This window comes from Gordonia sp. HS-NH1 (genome assembly GCF_001418765.1).
Classification (GTDB): Bacteria; Actinomycetota; Actinomycetes; order Mycobacteriales; family Mycobacteriaceae; genus Gordonia.
This window is the reverse complement of the sequence record NZ_LIYC01000021.1, coordinates 1-16,954: the sequence shown is the minus strand read 5'-3', so window position 1 is coordinate 16,954 and position 16,954 is coordinate 1. Positions and strand designations below refer to the sequence as shown.

Below are 16,954 nucleotides of genomic sequence, written 5' to 3'. Positions count from 1 at the left end.
TTGCACGCCGACAACCAGGGGAGATCCACACATGACAGCACGACGATCGGTAGCGATCATCGGGGCCGGGCTGGCCGGTACCAGCGCGGCGCTCGGCTTTCTCGACGCCGGGTTCGACGTCACGCTCTACAGCGATCGCGACCGCGAGTCGCTGCGCGACAAGGTGCCGCCGACCGGTGTCGGCGTCCTGTTCGGCAAGTCCCGTGAGTGGGACGCCGAGATCATCGAAGACCTCTACGAGGTCGGCAACACGACCGGCATCAGCGCTCGCCTGTACTCGGGCGTCGGTGACGAGCGTGCCCCGGTCCTCGAGTTCAACCCGGACTACGGCTACGTGGCCCAGGCCGTCGACCTGCGCCTGAAGGCCGACGACCGTCTCGGCCGATTCCTGGACCGCGGTGGCCGATTCGAGGTGGGTCAGGTCGACACCGACCGCCTCGACGCGATCGCCGCCGACGCCGACATCACGCTCGTCGCCACCGGCAAGGGCGGGCTCTCGACGCTCTTCCCGGTCGACGAGTCGCGCACGCACTACCGGGAACCCCAGCGCCGTCTGCTGCAGGTCACGCTCACCGGAGTCGATCACGGCCCCGAGTCCTTCGCCTACCGCAGCAGCGCCGGCGGTGACCACTCGCTGTTCAACCTCGACGCGCAGAACGGTGAGATCTTCGTCGGACCGTTCCTCCACAAGGACGCCGGACCGACGTGGTCCTTCATCGTCTTCGCCAAGCCCGACGGAGCGTGGGCCGGCCGGATCGACGACGTCCACGACGCGGTGTCCGCCCGGCAGACGATCTCCGGCATCTTCGCCGAGTTCTTCCCGGAGGACGCGCCGGTCATCGATCGGCTGCAGGTCATCGAATCCGACCCGGTCTCGTGGCTCAAGGGCGCGGTCACCCCGACGGTCCGGCAGGCCGTCGCCACCACCGCGGGCGGGCACCCCGTCGCGGCGATCGGCGACACCGCGATCGCCGTCGACCCGGTTGCGGGACAGGGCGCGCAGAACACGCTGATCCAGGTCGCCGAGCTCGTGAAGGCTGCGCGGGACCACGACGGCGAGTTCACCGCGGAGTGGCTGTCGGCTGAGTTCGAGAAGCACTGGGAACGACGCGGACGGGCCGCCGTCGAGGTCACCCGGCTCTACCTGGGTGATCCCGACTACGCGACCCACCTGGAGCTGTCGTTTCCGGCTGCCGCCGTCAGTCCCGCGATCGCGTCGGCCCTGTTCGGTCTGCTGTCCGAACCGAATCCGCTCCTCGGTCTGCGGACCCGCGAGGACGTGGAGGGATTCATCTCCGCGGTGGCCGGAGAGCCGCACGACGAGGTCCTCGCCCGGTTCGCGCCGGCCGGGCGGTTCAGCAGCGCCACCCCGGCGGCCGTGAGCGCCTGACACCCGCCCCTCGGCGCCGATGTGATACGAACGACACCGTCGTTCGAGTCGGCGTCGAAGGGGGCAGATGTGAAGTCGGGGTGGACGCTGGCCGACGCGCCGCCGCAGACCGGCCGGGTTGCGGTGGTGACCGGTGCGAATTCGGGGATCGGACGCGAGATCGCGCTCGGGCTGGCGACACTGGGCGCACGTGTCGTGCTGGCGTGCCGCAATCCGGAGACCTCCGCGGAGGCCCGCGACGACATCGTCGGGAAGGTCCCGGGCGCCGAGCTGGAGATCGTCGATCTCGACCTCGCCAGTCTGGATTCCGTCCGTGCGGCCGCCGCCGAGATCGGCGCGCGTCATACCCGGATCGACCTGCTGGTCAACAACGCCGGGGTCATGCGGGCGCGTCGTGACCTGACGCCCGACGGTTTCGAGATGGACTTCGGCACGAACTACCTCGGTCACTACGCGCTCACCGGACTGCTGATGGACCGGATTCTGGCGGCCGATGCCGGGCGGGTGGTCACCGTCGGCAGCCACGCCCATCGAGCAGGCACCATCGACTTCTCCGACATCCCCATGGACCGGACCTTCAGCAGCGCGGGTGCGTACTCCCGTGCGAAGCTCGCACAGATGCTGTTCGCGCTCGAACTCGACCGGCGCATGAGAAGTGCCGAGGTGTCGGCGATTTCGCTCGCCGCCCACCCCGGCGGCACCCGCACCGGGGTGATGCGCGAGCAGAGCAGATTCCTGCAGTGGGCATACCACGCGTCCTCGCTGCGATGGCTCACCGATCGTTTCATCATGGATCCGCCGGACGGAGCCCTCTCGGTCCTCCGCGCCGGCACCGATCCGAAGGCGCAGGGCGGCGAATACTACGGTCCCGTGGGAGGTTTCGGGCTGGCCGGTCCGCCGGTGCTGGTGGAGCCGTCGGCGAAGGCGAAGGACCGCGGCGTCGCTGCGCGACTGTGGGACCTCGGTGCCGAGCTCACCGGGGTGACCATCGACCTCGGCTCATCCTCTGCTCCCTGAGGGCCGCAGCGACTCTCGTCAGATCGCGAACCGTCCGGCGAACGACCGCAGCGGGAGGTCGGTGCTCGTGACGATTCCCGGAGCGGCCTCGACGACCGAGCGGATGGCGTTCAGGGCGGGCAGCCCGGTGACCGTCATGCCGATCGAGGCGAAGTTCTCCGGCTTGGAGAGGTCGAAGCCCTTGCGCGGGAAGATCATGTGTTTGGAATAGATGTTGGGGTCGCCGGTGACCTGGGTGATGTAGCAGGCCTGGATGTTCCACGACGGGTCGGTGTGCGGGGTCATCTGCCATTCGAGATGGGACTCGACGCGGGCCACCCCGTCGACCATGCCCTGGTACTTGATGTGGCTGCCACCGAGTGAACCCTGCGGCAGCTGATACCAGCCGAGGTCGACGTCCTTGGTGCAGGCGCCCAGCTCGTAGGAGAACGCCACCTCGTCGAGTTCGAGTTCGAAGGCGTCGGCCATCAGATAGACCGAGTCAGCGAACACCGCGGTGTACTTGTACAGCGAGTCGGGGATGCTCGGGTCGTCGACCGGCAGGCCGTATCCGACAGCCTTCCAGGTGTCGACGGAGTGGTGACACGAGACGTCGACGGATTCGATGACCGTGACGTTCTCGATGTCGGCCACGTCGGCGGTGTGCACGATGCCGAGAATCTGCGCCAGGCCGGGATTCATGCCGGTGCCGTAGAAGGTGGCGCCACCGCGTGCGCAGGCCTCGGCGATGACGTCGCTGACCTTGCGGCCGGAATGGTGCGGGTGATTGGTGTCGCGATGGAAGCCGGTGATCCAGTCCGCGGTGGTCACGATGTCGATCCCGGCCTCGAGGACTTCGACGTAGAGGTCCTCGTCGGGGAACACGCCGTGGAATGTGAGCACATCCGGACGCGCGGCGATGATCTCGTCCACCGTGCCCGTGGCCGTCACCCCGACCGGATCGAGCCCGACGATCTCGCCGGCGTCGCGTCCGATCTTGTCGGGCGTGTAGCAATGCAGGCCGACCAGTTCGAGGTCGGGGTGGGATCGGATGCGTCCGATCATCTCGGTGCCCAGATTTCCGGTGGCGACTTGGAAGACCCGGATGCGTTCGGCGGCGGTCATGGGAGATCCTTTCGGCGGAGCGACTTGTCAGGGCTGCGCGGCGGCGCGCAGCGCGTCGAGCTCGGATCGGCGGATGCGGACGAACTCCTCGCCCGTCGGGGTCACCGCGCCGCTCGGTGACGAGGGATCGGCACCGTCGGGTCCACCGCCGGGGTAGAACTGACGCGCCCAGTTCCGGAGGGCGGTGAAGCCTTCGAACTCCTTGCGGGACAGCGCGGGCGGATCGGAGTAGCGCTGGTGCGCCCAGATGTCGATGTCGGCGGCGAACTGCTCGATGACGAGATCGGCCATGATGGTGCCGTAGCGGGTGATCTCGCCGGTTTCCTCGCCCGGCTTGCGGCCGATCCACACGGTGAACCGGACGTCGGAGGTGTGCTCGTCGACCGGGGTGACCGCCGGCATCGTGCGATTGTCGACCATGCCCCAGCTCTTGGTGACCGAACAGCCCAGCCCGGCATTGATGGATTCGACTCCGCTCGTGGCATTTTCGAGCGTCGCACCTTCGTCGAAGGCGATGGTGAAGTCGACGTAGGACACCGGTCCGCCGAAGTCGTGCCGCGTGAACTCCGGCATGAACGGTGTCTTGTGGACGAACTTGAAATGGGCGAAGTCGACGCCGTTCTCCATGATGTACTGCGGATGGATCTCGAGTCCCGGCCGGAAGAGGGTGGCCTCCGGGACCGGCGGGTAGTAGTCGGCCGCGGTGCGGTCGTCGCCGAAGTCGCCGAAGATGTCGGGCACGTCGAAATGCGGTGGGCGTCCGTCGATGTCGTGCCAGATCCAGACGGCCTCGTTGCGTTCGACGACGGGGTAGCTGCGGATGCGACGCCCCCGGTTGGGGTGTCGTTCGTACGGGATGCACACGTTGCGACCCTCGCGATTCCACTCCCAGCCGTGGAACGGGCAGACCAGGTTCTCGCCCTCGACGTGGCCGCCGTGTCCGAGGTGGGCGCCGAGGTGCTCGCAGAAGGCGTCGAAGACGGAGACCGTGCCGGACGCGGATCGCCACGCCACCATCTCGCGCCCGAAGTACTTCATGGTGTGGACCGACCTCACCGGGATCTCCGAGCACCAGGCGACCTGGAACCAGCCAGTGGGTGTCATCGAGAGGGGCGTTCTCGCCATGCGGCAACGGTAGGTCTCGTCGCCGCAGAATGCAAGAGGGTTCTATGAAAAGTATCGCGCCTGGTCAGCTGGCGGTTTCGGTGATCTCCGGACTCGGCGACGCCGTATGCATGACGCGGTGTATCTCCGCGGTGAAGTCCTCGGCGGCCTCGATGTTCGACGCATGGCCGGTGTCGAGGACGACGAGGCGGTCGAGTTGGCCGCGAACCGACAGCGCATGGGCGATGCGCTGGGTCATCGCATGTGGGAGGAGCAGGTCGTGCCGACCACCGATCACCGTGGTGGGCACCGAGATCGCTTCGGCGCCGGTGGGGCCCATCGCCAACTGCAGAAGGGCGACCGCGGCCTTGGCGCGGGAGCTCGGCGTGCACGAGCGGGTCATCGCCAGGACGAACGCGGCATGATCGGCGGTCGCCGACCGGCTGTTCAGGATGCGATGCCGGATCACACTTCTCGTGAATCGGTCGCCGGGTAGGGGGAGCGGCACCGCCAGGGCCATCTGCAGCAACCACAGCGGTGCCTTGATGGGGCCGTTGACGAACGGCAGGACACGACTCTCGGTGGCGATCCCGCCCCAGGTCGTGTTGGCGAGAACCATTGCGGCGGCGCGGTCCTCAGCCTGTTGCCGGTGCCGGTGTGCCCACGCCTGGAGCGTGATGCCGCCCATGCTGTGCCCGACGAAGACCGCTTTCGAACCGTCCGGAACCGTCTGGGAGACAACCGTGTGCAGGTCGTCGGCGAGCACATCGGAATCGAACTTCCGCCGGCCCCACGTGCTGTCGCCGTGTCCGCGCTGGTCGTATGCGATGACGTGATAGCGCTCGGCGAGGGCGTTGATCTGCGGATTCCAGTATTCGATGCAGCACGACCACCCGTGGATGAGCACCAGAACAGGAGCCCCCGAAGGGCCGTGATGGTGGACCCGGAGACGTGCGCCGTCGTCGGTGACCGCCCACGACGTCCTGTCCGGTTCTCTCGAGTTGAAGAGGGCGTCGACGTACTGCCGCCGGCGGAGTCGTCGACGTGCTTCTGCCGGACTCAGTCGCGACCGGGCCCGACGGGCGACGGCTGCTCCGCTCACACTCATGGTGTCCTCCTCGACCCCGTGACACGCGTCACAGCAGACGCCCAATGATACAAACCGGGTAACCCCTCGTTCGCAAACGAAACATCTCGCCGGTCACGGCGTCGGCCATCCGGCTACGATCGGCGACCATGCCCACCTCGGACTCCGGCATGCCGGCCGACGGCCCCGCGACAGCCGTCCGACGAGTCAATCGTCGTGGGCAGGCGACGCGCGACGCGATGCTCGACGCCGCGATCACCTCGCTGGCGTCGGGTGACCCGGCATCGGTGTCGGGCAACCGCATCGCCAAGGACATCGGCGCCACGTGGGGTGCGATCAAGTACCAGTTCGACGACATCGACGGTCTGTGGGCCGCGGTGCTGCACCGCACTGCCGAGCATCGCGGCGACCTCCCGGTGAGTGTGAAACCCGAAGCGCCACTGGACCAGCGGGTCGCGGCCATCGTCGACCTCATGTACGACGGGCTGACCGCGCCCGAATCGCGGGCGATCGAGACACTTCGGGCGGCACTGCCGCGGGATCCGGACGAGCTGCGCCGGCAGTTCCCCAAGACCGCAGCCGAGTTCGCTTCTTGGGGGCCGTCGTGGATCGACTCGTGCCAGCGAGCGTTCGCCGACCTGGACGTCGATCCCGAACGTGTGCGCGAGGTGGCGGCATTCCTCCCCGGGGCCATGCGGGGACTGGTGTCGGAGAAGCAGCTCGGCACCTTCCAGGATCAGCAACTCGCCCGCCGCGGCCTGGCCAGGGCCATCGTCGCGCTTCTCGCGGCCTGAGCGCAGGCGGGGAGCAGCGTTCAGGACCCGGTGCCGCTGTCGGCGGCTCCCTCGTCTGGTTTCGTCGCAGGCCGGTTGGGTTATCCCGCGTCCGGAATGTCACGCCTTCACAGAAGGGGACGGTGATGCTTCTGCCGACCGGGCCGAGGGCCGAATCGTTCGCGATGCGCCGGGCGTTGACGTGCGTGCTGTGTCTCCTCCTGCTCGCCGGATGCGCCCGGCAGCCCGGTGGCGTGACGGCCGAACTCTCGCACTCGTCCGGTGACGTGGTCAGCGCGGTTGCTTCCGGAGAGGAAGGGCTGCGTTCGTGGGCCGAGGGTCGTGCACCGCGACAGTACGTTCGCGTCCTCTTCGACGACCTGATCGAGCAGTCGCTGTCCGCCTATGGAGCGGTCGTCAACCTCGACATCGACGACGTCGCGGACGAGCCGATGCGGGCCGGGGCCGAGGACGCGATGGCAGAGGCCACCCGGGTGCTCGTGGCGGCGCGGTCGGTGACGCTGCTCGAACGGGCGGACCCACGGGTGTCCGACTCGCTCGGCGCGCTCACCGAGATCGGCGAACGGCTGCAGCGCTTCGTCGACGATCCGCGTTCCGCGGCCGGTGCGAGGGGATGAGCCGGTGAAGAACGTCATCGGCGTCGCTCTCGGCATCCTGACCGCCATCGGCGGCTTCCTCGACATCGGTGACATCGTGACCAACGCGGTCGTCGGCTCCCGGTTCGGGTTCGGCCTGGTATGGGTCGTGGTGGTCGGCGTCATCGGGATCTGCCTGTTCGCCGAGATGTCGGGACGGGTCGCCGCGGTGAGCGGCCGGAGCACTTTCGAGATCATCCGGGAACGGCTCGGTCCCCGCATGGGCGCCGCCAACCTGGTCGCATCGCTGTTCGTCACCGGTCTCACCCTCACCGCCGAGATCGGCGGTATCGCTCTCGCTCTGCAGCTGGCCAGTGGGGTCGCACCGTTGCTGTGGGTGCCCGTCGCCGCGTTCGGCGTCTGGATCATCGTGTGGCGCGCCAACTTCAAGATCATGGAGAACGTGACGGGCCTGTTGGGGCTGTGCCTGGCGGTGTTCGGCGTGGTCTTCTTCCTGTTGCAACCGCCCTGGGGCCAGGTCTGGGATCAGATCACCGCGCCCGCCATCCCGTCGCAGGAATCGGTACCGACGTACTGGTACTACGCCATCGCGCTGTTCGGTGCGGCCATGACACCGTACGAGGTGTTCTTCTTCTCCTCCGGTGGCATCGAAGAAGGCTGGCGGCGCAAGGATCTCGCCCGTGAGCGATGGAATGTGCTGATCGGCTTCCCGCTCGGGGGTCTGGGGTCGATCGCGATCGCCGGTGTCGCAGCGCTGTACCTGATGCCGGCCGACATCTCGGTGGACTCGTTGTCGCAGGTCGTGTTGCCGGTCGTCCAGGCCGGCGGGCAACTGGCACTGTCGTTCGCCATCATCGGGCTGGTCGCGGCCACGACGGGTGCGGCCTTGGAGACGGCGTTGTCGACCGGTTACACCATCGCCCAGTACGCGGGGTGGCCGTGGGGCGCGGCCAAGAAGCCGCGTCAGGCAGCCCGCTTCCACCTGGTGATCATCGTGTTCCTTCTCGGGGGTGTCCTGATCCTCCTCACCGGGGTCGACCCGATCATGGTCACCGAGTACTCGGTCGTCTTCTCCGCGGTCGCCCTGCCACTGACCTACCTGCCGATCCTCGTCGTGGCGAACGATCGGGAATACATGGGAGACAATGTGAACGGACGAGTGCTGAACTTCTTCGGAACCATCTATCTGGGCATCATCGTGGTCGCCTCGGTGGCGGCGATACCGTTGCTGATCGTGACGGGGGCAGGAAGATGAGCTCCGACGACGACCGTCGGCTGTCGCGCCGCACCACGATCGACCTCCGCCTTCATCTGCTGGACAGGCAGATCCACGACCGGGACGGTGTGCCGCTCGGCGTCGTCGACGACGTCGAGATCGACATGCCCGACGACGGACCGCCGCGGGTGTCCGCGCTGCTCACCGGACGGGCGCTCTTCTATCGACTCATCGGCGGAGGTCCGCATGTGAGCGAGCTCGACCGGATCCCGTTCGACCGCGTCCGCGACATCGACGTCCGGGTCGCGATCGACGACAAGCAGGACGATCTCGAGCTCGCGTGGCCCGAACGATGGTGCCGGGACCACATCGTCGCGCGTATCCCGGGAAGTGGGCAGCGATGATCGCCAGCGACCTGTTGAGCTGTGCCGTCCACGATTCCGGCGGCGATCACCTCGGTCACGTGATCGACCTCCGCTTCGAGGTGGAGGACGACGAACTGCGGCTCGTCGGGTTGCTCGTCAACCGCCGAAACCGCGTGTCCTTCCTCGGCTACGAGCGCCAGGGCGTCTCGCGGCCCTGGGCGCTCAACCGGTTCTTCGCCTGGCTGCATCGCGGCACGGTGCTCATCCCGTGGGCGGACGTGACTTCCGTCGAGGACGGGGCGGTGTGTGTCCGGGACGGTTTCCGTCGCCTCGACGCCTCGCTGGACACCGCGCACGCCGACGGTTTGGGGCGCCCGGTCGACGGGTAGATCTGGGACGGCCGACGCCGCGGTCCGCCCGGCGTGAATACTCTGCGATGGGAGTGTTGTCGCTGATGACGCAGGGACGCGATGATGGCGTGCAGGACAGCGGCGGTGCGGTGACAACGACACCGCGCCTGGCCCGCGCGGGGCTCGGGGACACCGGGCGAGTCCTGCTCGGCGTGCTCGCCCCGGTGATCGCCGAAGGTGTTGTGGCGCGCCGGAAGACGATGGTCCGCCTCGGTGGGCGATTCGACACCCACGGCCGGGCCGCCCGGGTACTCAACGGCCTGCGGTCCCGCCACGACGCCGACGCGCTGGCTCTGACCTTTCCGCGCTCGATGGTGCTCGCGCTGCGCCCGCCGGCGGTGACGGCAACCCTCCACGGCACGCCGGAACCCTTCACCCCTGCGTCGAAGGAGAAGGTCGCAGCACTCTCCCGGTTTCAGCCGACGGGTGTGCTGATCTCGGACAACCGGCATCGGCAGGCGAGGCGGGAGCTGAACGAACTCGCCCTGCAGACATCGGCGGACGTGCACTCTCTTCACCGGCGGTGTGGGGAGATCATCGAATCCGAAGTCGCGGAACTGCTCCCGACCCTCCCCGAGGGCCGTCTCACCTGGGACACCTACGTGGTCGCACACTGGCGCACGGTGCGCCGCTTCGTCTTCGGGGATGCAGCGCGTGACGACGAGACGGTGACGGACCTGCTGACGGTGCTCCGACGAGACGCCAACTGGGGGTACGCCTTCCCTCGTCGATCCGCCACCTACAACAACTTCCGACGACGTCTGGACCATCTGGTGGCCGCGGCTCTCGAGGACTCGTTGGCCGCAGTGGTCCGCGACGCGGTGGGCAAGCCCGGCTCGTTGGACCCGATCGGTCAGATCCCGCACTGGCTGTTCGCGTTCGACGCCGTCGCGGTGGCCATCCATCGGGCACTCGCACTGCTCGCGTCCCACCCCGTGACCGCGGCCGCCGCCCGAACGGAGGCCGCGGTTGTGGACTCCGCGGTGCCTCGGGTCCTGCCGACACTTCGGGCGACCGTCCTCGAATCCCTGCGTCTGTGGCCGACGACCCTCGCCATCCTGCGGGAGGCGACCCGGGATGTCCCGTGGGACGGCGGCGTCGTCGCCGAGGGCGCGACCACGATCGTGATCGGGGAGTTCTTCCAGCGCGACGACGATGCGATGGACTTCGCACAGCGCTTCACCCCGGACGCCTGGACAGATGGACGAGCTCAGGAACTCGCCGGCGTCGTCCCGTTCAGCGACGGGCCGGGCGTATGCCCGGGACGCAATGTGGTGCTGATGTTCGCCACGGCAGTGCTGGCGGCGATCTGCCGCGACGTCGATCTCGACGACAACGTGCTCTCGCCACGGGCGCGAGCCGGTGTCGTGGACATGCCGCACTCGCTGGACCACTTCGGCCTGAGGATCGAGCTCCGAGCCGTGCCGGGGTCGACGCGAGAAATCTCCCGTCCGCACGATTGACCAAAGCGCTTGTTGGGTAAGGACACCGAACCGACGAGCGGTTCGCGAGCGGGAACGACACCGGAGTCCGAGAAGTGGGCTGGTCGTGACCGGGAGAACCGGGGTGCCCAAGGCTGGGTTCGGTGCGGCACGATAGGAGACGACCGATGGGGTCTCACTGCAAGACGACGCGCGATCACGACGAGATCCGGGAATGGGTGACCACCCATCAGGGTGTGCCGGCGCGCGTTCGCGACGTCAGAAGCGTCGGCGGAACCGGAGTGCTCCGTATCGACTTCACCGGCCGGACCGCCGACGAGTGCCTCGAGCACATCAGCTGGGACGAGTGGTTCCGCAACTTCGAGCGTGCCGAGCTCGCTCTCGTCTATCAAGCGGAGAAGTCCGACGCCGGCAGGACTTTCGCGAAAGTCGTGCCGGCGCCGGACTTCTGAGCCGTGTGAACTTCTCCGGTCAGACGCGCCGGGCGACGTATCGGGCGCCCTCCAGCGTCATACCGTTCACCGAGTACAGCACGTGCAGGGCGTTGGGACCGCCGACCGGAGCTCCGTCGCAGATGGTGTCACCGGGGATGCAGTAGCGAACCGTGCGGCTGCGGTACGGCGCGGCGACCTTGACCGGGGGAGCGCCGATGTCGTCGATGAACCGATCCGACGGGGCGCCGTAGAGCACGATCGCGGCGACATTGCGGGCCATGTTCGCCGGCAGCGGCGGCGGGACGAACCGGTCGTAGGTGGCGTACCGCGCCGGCAGGTCGAGTCCCGCGTGGACGGAGTATCCCGCGACGACGGCGCCCTGGGAGTAACCGCCGAGGACGACCTTGGTACCCGGGCACTTCGCCGCCAGGTACTTGATGCGGTTCTGCGTGGTGCGGACGCCGTCGGCGACCGTCTGGGCGAACTTCAGCCGATTGTCGAACTTGTCGCTCGCGGGGTAGGGGACGCCGTAGGAGCTGACGGACTTGCCCGGCAGCTGCGAGCGAACGGCCTCGACGAAGGAGATGCCGGTGAGACCCAGCGGCGGAGACGTCTCGACGGTGCCGCGCGCGAACACCACCTCGACGTCGGAGCACGATGGTGCGGCCTGCGCGGTCGGTGTTCCGACGGCCACCGCCCCCGTGATCGCAGCGATGACACAGAGGACGGAAACACTCAGGCGTTTGATCACCCGCCCCATGGTAGAGATCACAGCGCGGCGGGGTAAGGGCCTCATCGTCTCAAAGAACGAGGGAGTCCACACCCATCCGCGACCGGGTGCGCAACGAAGGACCCCGATGACCAGCCCATGGATTTTGTAGGATCACGTGACGTGCCGGACTCGACCGGCCGCTCGAAGCAGAGGTGAGTGCCGGTGGACGCAGATGTGCATTTCAAGATCGCCGAACTGGCGCGGCAGATGCATGCGGTGCCGGAGACCACCGAGGACACCACCGGTAGGGTCCTGGAGTCGATCACCGCCGGGGCTGTCCAGTATGTGCCCGGCGCGGAGCACGCAGGTGTCCTGGTGGTCGACCAGAAGAAGAACTTCGACACGCTCGCGCCGACCGATCCGCTGATGAACGAGGCCGACCGGATCCAGCGGGAAACCGGGGAGGGTCCGTGCCTGCAGGCCGCCTGGGACCATCACACCGTGCTCGTCAACGACATCCGTCGCGACGAGCGGTTCCCGGCGTTCTCCGCCCGGGTCATCGACGAGACGCCGCTGCGCTCGAGCCTGTCGTTCAAGTTGTTCACCGACAAGGGAACCATCGGTGCGCTCAACGTCTTCTCCGACGAGACCGACGTGTTCGGGGAGGAATCCCTGGAGATCGGGCTCCTGTTCGCGACCCATGCCGCACTGGCGCTGCGGGCGGCTCGCCAGCAGCAGCATTTCCAGAGCGCCCTGGCGAGCCGGGACGTGATCGGCCAGGCCAAGGGCATGATCATGTACCGCTTCCGCATCGACGCGGTCCAAGCGTTCGCGCTGCTCCGGCGGCTGTCCCAGGACACCAACACGCCGCTGGCCAAGGTCGCCGAACAGCTCATCGAGCGGGAACTCGCCGAGCCCGTCGAGGCGGGAAACGGCTCGCCGTCCTGATCCCGGTCTTCCGTCGACTGGGCGCCGTTTTACGTCGACTGTGCACCGGCTAGGTTGGGCTCATGCGCAGCCGGCATGTGAGCGTGGTCATCAACGCCGAGCCCGCGAGGGTCTACGACTTCGCGGCCGAACCCGACAACCTGCCGCGATGGGCCGCTGGGCTGGCGACGTCGGAGGTGACCCGGCGTGGTGACGAACTCCTCGTCGAGTCGCCGATGGGCACCGTCACCGTACGGTTCGTCCCGCGGAACACACTCGGCGTCGTCGACCACGAGGTCGTGCTCCCCACCGGGGACACCGTGCTCAACCCGCTGCGCGTGCTGGCGCATCCGCAGGGCGCGGAGGTGGTCTTCACCATCCGGCAGCTGGCCATGTCCGACGACGAGTTCGACCGCGACACCCAGATGGTGGAGAAGGACCTCGCACAGCTCAAGTCGCTGCTGGAGGCGGGCGGTCCGACTGCACGGTGAGGCGATGAGAACGGCCACGCGCCGAAGTCAACCTTGATGACCGAACGCGACTTCGAGGAGATCCCATGCCCCAGCGTCGACTGTTCTTCATCCACGGTGCGGGCGGTTACGTCGAGGACGGGCCGCTCGCGGACTCGTTGTCGGCTGCCTTTGGCGCGTGTCTCGACATGCCGAGGTTCTCCGACGACGACATGTCGATCGAGGCGTGGGCTCGACCGATCCGACAGCACCTCGTCGGGTTGGGTGCCGACGATCTCGTCGTCGCGCATTCCTTCGGTGCGACGGTACTGCTGCACGTCCTCACGGCGGACGGCGTACCAGAACCGAGAAACGTTGTGCTGCTTGCGATGCCGAACTGGGGACCGGAAGGCTGGGATGTTCCCCAGTACGTACTGGCCGACCACTCGCTCCCGAGCCACGGAGGGCTGACTCTCTCCCTCCACCACTGCATCGACGACGACGTGGTGCCCGTCGAACATCTGGATCTGAACACGGCGCTCCTCCCGGCGGCGACGGTGCAGCGGCACCCGATGGGCGGCCACCAGTTCGACGGGCTCGCCGATGTGCTTGCGCGCGGGCGAGGTGGCCCCGACCCTGGGTAGGTACGCGACCCAGGTCCGGAGGGCACACATGGACGACAACCGATGAGCGAGCACGGCTCGGCCGAGACCGGGTCCCGAGGGGTGCCGGCCGCGTCGCCGGCGGGTCGATGGTTGATCGTCGCCGCGGTCCTCGGTTCGGGCGTCGCCTTCATCGACGGGACCGTCGTCAACGTCGCACTACCGGCCATCGCGCGTGACCTCGACACGGGCTTGCGCGGTCAGCAGTGGGTGCTCGACGGGTATCTGCTGACGCTGAGCTCGCTGTTGCTCATCGGTGGCGTCGCCGGTGACCGGTACGGGCGCCGGCTGGTGTTCGCAGGTGGTCTGGGTGTGTTCGCGGTGGCGACGGTCGCGTGCGGGCTGGCACCGACCGTCGAGCTGCTCGTCGTCGCGCGGATCGTGCAGGGGATCGCCGCGGCCGCCGTGGTCCCCGGAAGTCTGGCGCTGATCAACGCCGAGATCCAGCCGTCCGACCGGGGCGCTGCCGTGGGCTTGTGGGCCGGGATGTCCGGCGCGACCACCGCGCTCGGACCATTCCTCGGCGGCTGGCTCGTCGACGCGGCGTCGTGGCGATGGACGTTCCTGCTGAGCGTGCCGCTCGCCCTGGGCGCGCTGTGGATCGCGGTCCGGCACGTGCCCGAATCGCGGGGCGCGCCGTCCGACGCCCGGCTCGACATCGCGGGCGCGATCGCGATGACCGTCGGTCTCGCCGGCGTGATCTATGCGCTGATCGAGGGGCCGTCGACCGGGTGGAGCGGCGCAACCCTCGCCGCCGGGGTGACCGGTGTCGTGTCGCTCGTCGGTTTCGTGGTGATCGAGTCACGGGTCGAGGCGCCGCTCCTGCCGCTCGGACTGTTCCGCTCGTCGCAGTTCACCGGCGCCAACCTGACGACGCTCCTCGTCTATGCGGCGCTCGGTGGTGCGCTGTTCCTGCTGGCGCTGCAACTGCAGCAGAGTCTCGGCTACTCGGCGTTGGAGGCCGGCGCGGCGATGTTCCCGAGCACGTTCATCATGCTGTTCGGGTCGCCGCTGGTCGGCAGACTCGCGCAGCGCACCGGGCCTCGGCTGCCGATGACGGTCGGCCCGCTCATCGCGGCCGGCGGGTTCGCGCTGATGTCCCGGGTCGAGCCCGGCTCGGGATACGTGGATGCCGTCCTGCCGGGAGTGTTGCTGTTCGGGCTCGGGATGACGGTGACCGTCGCGCCCCTCACCTCGGCGGCACTCGCCGCCGTCGACGACGAACTCGCCGGAACCGCGTCGGGCGTGAACAATGCGGTGGCGCGGCTCGCGGGTCTGCTGGCGGTGGCCGTGCTGCCGGCCGTGGCTGGGATCGATGCCGGGCCCGGGGATCCGCTCGGCGACGGTTTCCGTATGGCGATGTACATCTGCGCGGCGTTCTGCGCGGTCGGCGGTCTCGTCGCGGCGTGCACGATCAGGTCGAGCACCGACGTGCGGCCCCAGGTGCGGGCGGGCATGGACACCGCCTGCCAGGATGCGGCGACCCGGGCGGGTTAGTCGCGACGTTCGCCGGTGCCGGCCGCGATGGCCCAGAGTACGAGGACGGGCTGGAAGAACAGTCGCGTCAGTCGCTTCTCGTCGGTGTCGAGGCCGAAGGCGTCGATGTGCTCGACGTACTGGTTGATGTTGCCGGGGAAGATGACGACGAAGAACGCGGCCACGATCCACGACACCACCTTGCGGTGACGGGGCAGCGCGATGAGCGCGGCGCCCAGAGCGATCTCGACCCCGCCGGAAGCCAGCACCACGAAGTCCTTGCTGAACGGCACCCAGTCGGGCACCTGCGCCTGGAATTCTTCGCGCTGGACGGTGAGATGGCCGACGCCGGCGATCGCCAGTACGGCTCCCAGGGCGATCCGCGCGATGGCCCGGCCCAGCGGCTGACGAGTGGTGGTCGGCGTGACGATCGACATGCAGGCTCCTCGATGGGGGTGGGTTCGGTTCTACCGCACTTCGTGGCGGAAGAGGTTTCGGACGGCCGGCATCGGTGACTTCGCGTCGTCGTGGGTCTTGGGGATTTTCTGGCACAGAAGTACCCACCTGTGATTGCATGTTGTGACCCCGGCCACTCCGACCGGGGTTGCTCGTTGCTCGCAGAGGACCGCCCATGACACTCGACACCGCACAGCCGCACCGACTTTCCGCCCCGTGGCTGCACTCGATGTCCGACGTAGTGCGAGGTGCGGCCGGCGTCGTGGTCACCACCGCGGCGTTCCTCGTCGCCGTCGCGGTCCTGGTGATCGCCCAGATCGTCGTCGTCGTCACCCGGGCCGCGGTCGACCTCACCTGAGGTTCGCGACCGGTCAGGAATCGAGAAGCATCCGGGCGGCTCGACGTCTTAGCGTCGAAGCATGACGAACATCAACGCACTCACACTCGAAGTCTCCGACATTGCGGCGGCACAGACGTTCTACGACAAGGCTTTCGGACTCGGTGACCGGTTGCGCCTTCGCGCGGGAGATTCACCGACGACGGGCTTCCGCGGCTTCGTGGTCTCGCTCGTCGTCGCCGATCCGACGGTCGCCGACTCCTTCCTCCAACCGGCGTTCGACGCCGGCGCCACCGTCCTCAAACCGGCCAAGAAGTCCTTCTGGGGATATGGCGGCGTGGTCCAGGCGCCCGACGGCACGATCTGGAAGGTCGCCACTTCGTCGAAGAAGCCGACTGGCGCGCCGGAACGTAAGGTCGACGATCTGGTCCTGCTGCTCGGCGTCGACGACGTCGCGGCCACCAAACAGTTCTACGTGAGCCACGGATTCGCCGTGGCCAAGAGTTTCGGCCGGAAGTACGTGGAGTTCGAGAGCGGACCCGGCTCGATCAAGCTCGCGCTGTACGGCCGCAAGGCCGCGGCCAAGGATGCGGGTGTTCCCGCGGGCGGTTCGGGTTCCCATCGGCTGGTGATCGGCGGCGACGCCGGGGAACTGACCGATCCGGACGGGTTCGCGTGGGTGCCCACGGCCCTGTAGGATCTCATCCTCTTTGTCAGTCGCGAACTGGGGTTTCTCATGATCTTGTCACCTGTGGGTTCTCACTAACTTGTCAGAATCCTCAGGCCAGCACTGCTCCCCGGCCGGCGCGTCATAGTTCGAGGTTGCAGTGCTGAAGCGGCGGGTTGCTAGGAGACCGCTACGCGACGTGAACTGCGGCTTGTGAATGGTCGAACCGTCCGACCGGCTGAACAAGGGCGATCGAACGCCGGCCGGTGTCGTGGCGATGTTCCCGGATGTGACGTGTAAGGGCTCGGG

20 protein-coding genes are annotated in these 16,954 nt (G+C 67.9%); 15 read left to right on the top strand and 5 right to left on the bottom strand.

What is annotated here, in order from left to right:
- The first annotated feature begins 31 nt into the window (after positions 1-31).
- Positions 32-1,390, top strand: coding sequence for a styrene monooxygenase/indole monooxygenase family protein (locus AMD30_RS15020; RefSeq protein WP_010843711.1), 1,359 nt, complete (start codon positions 32-34; stop codon positions 1,388-1,390).
- A 69-nt stretch (positions 1,391-1,459) separates the two neighbouring features.
- Positions 1,460-2,407, top strand: a complete 948-nt coding sequence (locus AMD30_RS15015; RefSeq protein WP_055476198.1) for an oxidoreductase — start codon at positions 1,460-1,462, stop codon at positions 2,405-2,407.
- Between the two features lie 18 nt (positions 2,408-2,425).
- On the opposite strand, the gene AMD30_RS15010 is transcribed toward AMD30_RS15015, so the two are convergent.
- The 3 genes from AMD30_RS15010 to AMD30_RS15000 form a co-directional block, all read right to left on the bottom strand.
- Positions 2,426-3,511, bottom strand: a complete 1,086-nt coding sequence (locus tag AMD30_RS15010) for an NAD(P)H-dependent amine dehydrogenase family protein (protein ID WP_055476157.1) — start codon at positions 3,509-3,511, stop codon at positions 2,426-2,428.
- 27 nt (positions 3,512-3,538) lie between these two features.
- On the bottom strand, positions 3,539-4,636 hold the full coding sequence (locus AMD30_RS15005; RefSeq protein WP_055476156.1) for a Rieske 2Fe-2S domain-containing protein: 1,098 nt from the start codon (positions 4,634-4,636) through the stop codon (positions 3,539-3,541).
- A 64-nt stretch (positions 4,637-4,700) separates the two neighbouring features.
- The gene (locus tag AMD30_RS15000; RefSeq protein ID WP_055476155.1) at positions 4,701-5,723 is read right to left on the bottom strand and encodes an alpha/beta fold hydrolase; all 1,023 of its coding nucleotides are present in this window, start codon (positions 5,721-5,723) and stop codon (positions 4,701-4,703) included.
- A gap of 128 nt (positions 5,724-5,851) precedes the next feature.
- On the opposite strand from AMD30_RS15000, the gene AMD30_RS14995 reads away from it, so the two are divergent.
- The 7 genes from AMD30_RS14995 to AMD30_RS14965 all read left to right on the top strand — a co-directional run bounded on the left by AMD30_RS14995 (position 5,852) and on the right by AMD30_RS14965 (position 10,977).
- On the top strand, positions 5,852-6,496 hold the full coding sequence (locus AMD30_RS14995; protein WP_055476154.1) for a TetR/AcrR family transcriptional regulator: 645 nt from the start codon (positions 5,852-5,854) through the stop codon (positions 6,494-6,496).
- Positions 6,497-6,621: 125 nt separating this feature from the next.
- Complete coding sequence (locus tag AMD30_RS14990; protein WP_055476153.1) at positions 6,622-7,113, top strand: hypothetical protein; 492 nt, start codon at positions 6,622-6,624, stop codon at positions 7,111-7,113.
- A gap of 4 nt (positions 7,114-7,117) precedes the next feature.
- On the top strand, positions 7,118-8,347 hold the full coding sequence (locus AMD30_RS14985; protein WP_055476152.1) for an Nramp family divalent metal transporter: 1,230 nt from the start codon (positions 7,118-7,120) through the stop codon (positions 8,345-8,347).
- Positions 8,344-8,712 carry a PRC-barrel domain-containing protein gene (locus AMD30_RS14980; RefSeq protein ID WP_010843703.1) on the top strand — a complete coding sequence of 123 codons (369 nt, stop codon included), beginning with the start codon at positions 8,344-8,346 and terminating at the stop codon, positions 8,710-8,712. Before AMD30_RS14985 ends, AMD30_RS14980 begins: the two co-directional genes overlap by 4 nt.
- Positions 8,709-9,062, top strand: a complete 354-nt coding sequence (locus AMD30_RS14975) for a PRC-barrel domain-containing protein (RefSeq protein WP_014928235.1) — start codon at positions 8,709-8,711, stop codon at positions 9,060-9,062. Before AMD30_RS14980 ends, AMD30_RS14975 begins: the two co-directional genes overlap by 4 nt.
- Positions 9,063-9,127: 65 nt before the next feature.
- Positions 9,128-10,546, top strand: coding sequence for a cytochrome P450 (locus tag AMD30_RS14970; protein ID WP_055476197.1), 1,419 nt, complete (start codon positions 9,128-9,130; stop codon positions 10,544-10,546).
- Positions 10,547-10,692: 146 nt separating this feature from the next.
- Positions 10,693-10,977: a hypothetical protein gene (locus AMD30_RS14965; RefSeq protein ID WP_014928233.1), complete on the top strand. Its 285-nt coding sequence runs from the start codon at positions 10,693-10,695 to the stop codon at positions 10,975-10,977.
- A 19-nt stretch (positions 10,978-10,996) separates the two neighbouring features.
- Here AMD30_RS14965 and AMD30_RS14960 read toward each other — a convergent pair whose 3' ends face one another.
- Positions 10,997-11,719, bottom strand: coding sequence for a cutinase family protein (locus AMD30_RS14960; protein WP_010843699.1), 723 nt, complete (start codon positions 11,717-11,719; stop codon positions 10,997-10,999).
- 174 nt (positions 11,720-11,893) lie between these two features.
- Between AMD30_RS14960 and AMD30_RS14955 the strand changes: the two genes are divergently transcribed.
- The 4 genes from AMD30_RS14955 (at position 11,894) to AMD30_RS14940 (ending at position 15,206) form a co-directional block, all read left to right on the top strand.
- The gene (locus AMD30_RS14955; protein ID WP_055476151.1) at positions 11,894-12,619 is read left to right on the top strand and encodes a GAF and ANTAR domain-containing protein; all 726 of its coding nucleotides are present in this window, start codon (positions 11,894-11,896) and stop codon (positions 12,617-12,619) included.
- Between the two features lie 62 nt (positions 12,620-12,681).
- A complete protein-coding gene (locus AMD30_RS14950; RefSeq protein WP_156354265.1) occupies positions 12,682-13,089 on the top strand; it encodes an SRPBCC family protein in 408 nt (135 codons plus the stop codon).
- Between the two features lie 65 nt (positions 13,090-13,154).
- Positions 13,155-13,691, top strand: a complete 537-nt coding sequence (locus AMD30_RS14945; protein ID WP_055476150.1) for an alpha/beta fold hydrolase — start codon at positions 13,155-13,157, stop codon at positions 13,689-13,691.
- A gap of 42 nt (positions 13,692-13,733) precedes the next feature.
- Positions 13,734-15,206: a DHA2 family efflux MFS transporter permease subunit gene (locus AMD30_RS14940; RefSeq protein WP_055476149.1), complete on the top strand. Its 1,473-nt coding sequence runs from the start codon at positions 13,734-13,736 to the stop codon at positions 15,204-15,206.
- On the opposite strand, the gene AMD30_RS14935 is transcribed toward AMD30_RS14940, so the two are convergent.
- Positions 15,203-15,622 (bottom strand): DoxX family protein, encoded by a 420-nt coding sequence (locus tag AMD30_RS14935; protein WP_010843692.1) that lies wholly within the window; start codon positions 15,620-15,622, stop codon positions 15,203-15,205. The genes AMD30_RS14940 and AMD30_RS14935 overlap by 4 nt on opposite strands.
- Positions 15,623-15,816: 194 nt before the next feature.
- On the opposite strand from AMD30_RS14935, the gene AMD30_RS14930 reads away from it, so the two are divergent.
- Positions 15,817-15,999: a hypothetical protein gene (locus tag AMD30_RS14930; protein ID WP_010843691.1), complete on the top strand. Its 183-nt coding sequence runs from the start codon at positions 15,817-15,819 to the stop codon at positions 15,997-15,999.
- Positions 16,000-16,060: 61 nt separating this feature from the next.
- Positions 16,061-16,675, top strand: a complete 615-nt coding sequence (locus AMD30_RS14925) for a hypothetical protein (RefSeq protein WP_055476148.1) — start codon at positions 16,061-16,063, stop codon at positions 16,673-16,675.
- Positions 16,676-16,954: the final 279 nt, after the last annotated feature.

What these genes read in the sequence shown, in the direction of transcription:
- AMD30_RS15020 (WP_010843711.1), top strand. Translation starts at nt 32, where the DNA reads ATGACAGCACGACGATCGGTAGCGATCATCGGGGCCGGGCTGGCCGGT.
- AMD30_RS15010 (WP_055476157.1), bottom strand. Translation starts at nt 3,511, where the DNA reads ATGACCGCCGCCGAACGCATCCGGGTCTTCCAAGTCGCCACCGGAAAT.
- AMD30_RS14935 (WP_010843692.1), bottom strand. Translation starts at nt 15,622, where the DNA reads ATGTCGATCGTCACGCCGACCACCACTCGTCAGCCGCTGGGCCGGGCC.
- AMD30_RS14950 (WP_156354265.1), top strand. Translation starts at nt 12,682, where the DNA reads ATGCGCAGCCGGCATGTGAGCGTGGTCATCAACGCCGAGCCCGCGAGG.
- AMD30_RS14925 (WP_055476148.1), top strand. Translation starts at nt 16,061, where the DNA reads ATGACGAACATCAACGCACTCACACTCGAAGTCTCCGACATTGCGGCG.
- AMD30_RS14975 (WP_014928235.1), top strand. Translation starts at nt 8,709, where the DNA reads ATGATCGCCAGCGACCTGTTGAGCTGTGCCGTCCACGATTCCGGCGGC.
- AMD30_RS14930 (WP_010843691.1), top strand. Translation starts at nt 15,817, where the DNA reads ATGACACTCGACACCGCACAGCCGCACCGACTTTCCGCCCCGTGGCTG.
- AMD30_RS15005 (WP_055476156.1), bottom strand. Translation starts at nt 4,636, where the DNA reads ATGGCGAGAACGCCCCTCTCGATGACACCCACTGGCTGGTTCCAGGTC.
- AMD30_RS15000 (WP_055476155.1), bottom strand. Translation starts at nt 5,723, where the DNA reads ATGAGTGTGAGCGGAGCAGCCGTCGCCCGTCGGGCCCGGTCGCGACTG.
- AMD30_RS14945 (WP_055476150.1), top strand. Translation starts at nt 13,155, where the DNA reads ATGCCCCAGCGTCGACTGTTCTTCATCCACGGTGCGGGCGGTTACGTC.
- AMD30_RS14965 (WP_014928233.1), top strand. Translation starts at nt 10,693, where the DNA reads ATGGGGTCTCACTGCAAGACGACGCGCGATCACGACGAGATCCGGGAA.
- AMD30_RS14940 (WP_055476149.1), top strand. Translation starts at nt 13,734, where the DNA reads ATGAGCGAGCACGGCTCGGCCGAGACCGGGTCCCGAGGGGTGCCGGCC.
- AMD30_RS14970 (WP_055476197.1), top strand. Translation starts at nt 9,128, where the DNA reads ATGACGCAGGGACGCGATGATGGCGTGCAGGACAGCGGCGGTGCGGTG.
- AMD30_RS14960 (WP_010843699.1), bottom strand. Translation starts at nt 11,719, where the DNA reads ATGGGGCGGGTGATCAAACGCCTGAGTGTTTCCGTCCTCTGTGTCATC.
- AMD30_RS14980 (WP_010843703.1), top strand. Translation starts at nt 8,344, where the DNA reads ATGAGCTCCGACGACGACCGTCGGCTGTCGCGCCGCACCACGATCGAC.
- AMD30_RS14995 (WP_055476154.1), top strand. Translation starts at nt 5,852, where the DNA reads ATGCCCACCTCGGACTCCGGCATGCCGGCCGACGGCCCCGCGACAGCC.
- AMD30_RS14990 (WP_055476153.1), top strand. Translation starts at nt 6,622, where the DNA reads ATGCTTCTGCCGACCGGGCCGAGGGCCGAATCGTTCGCGATGCGCCGG.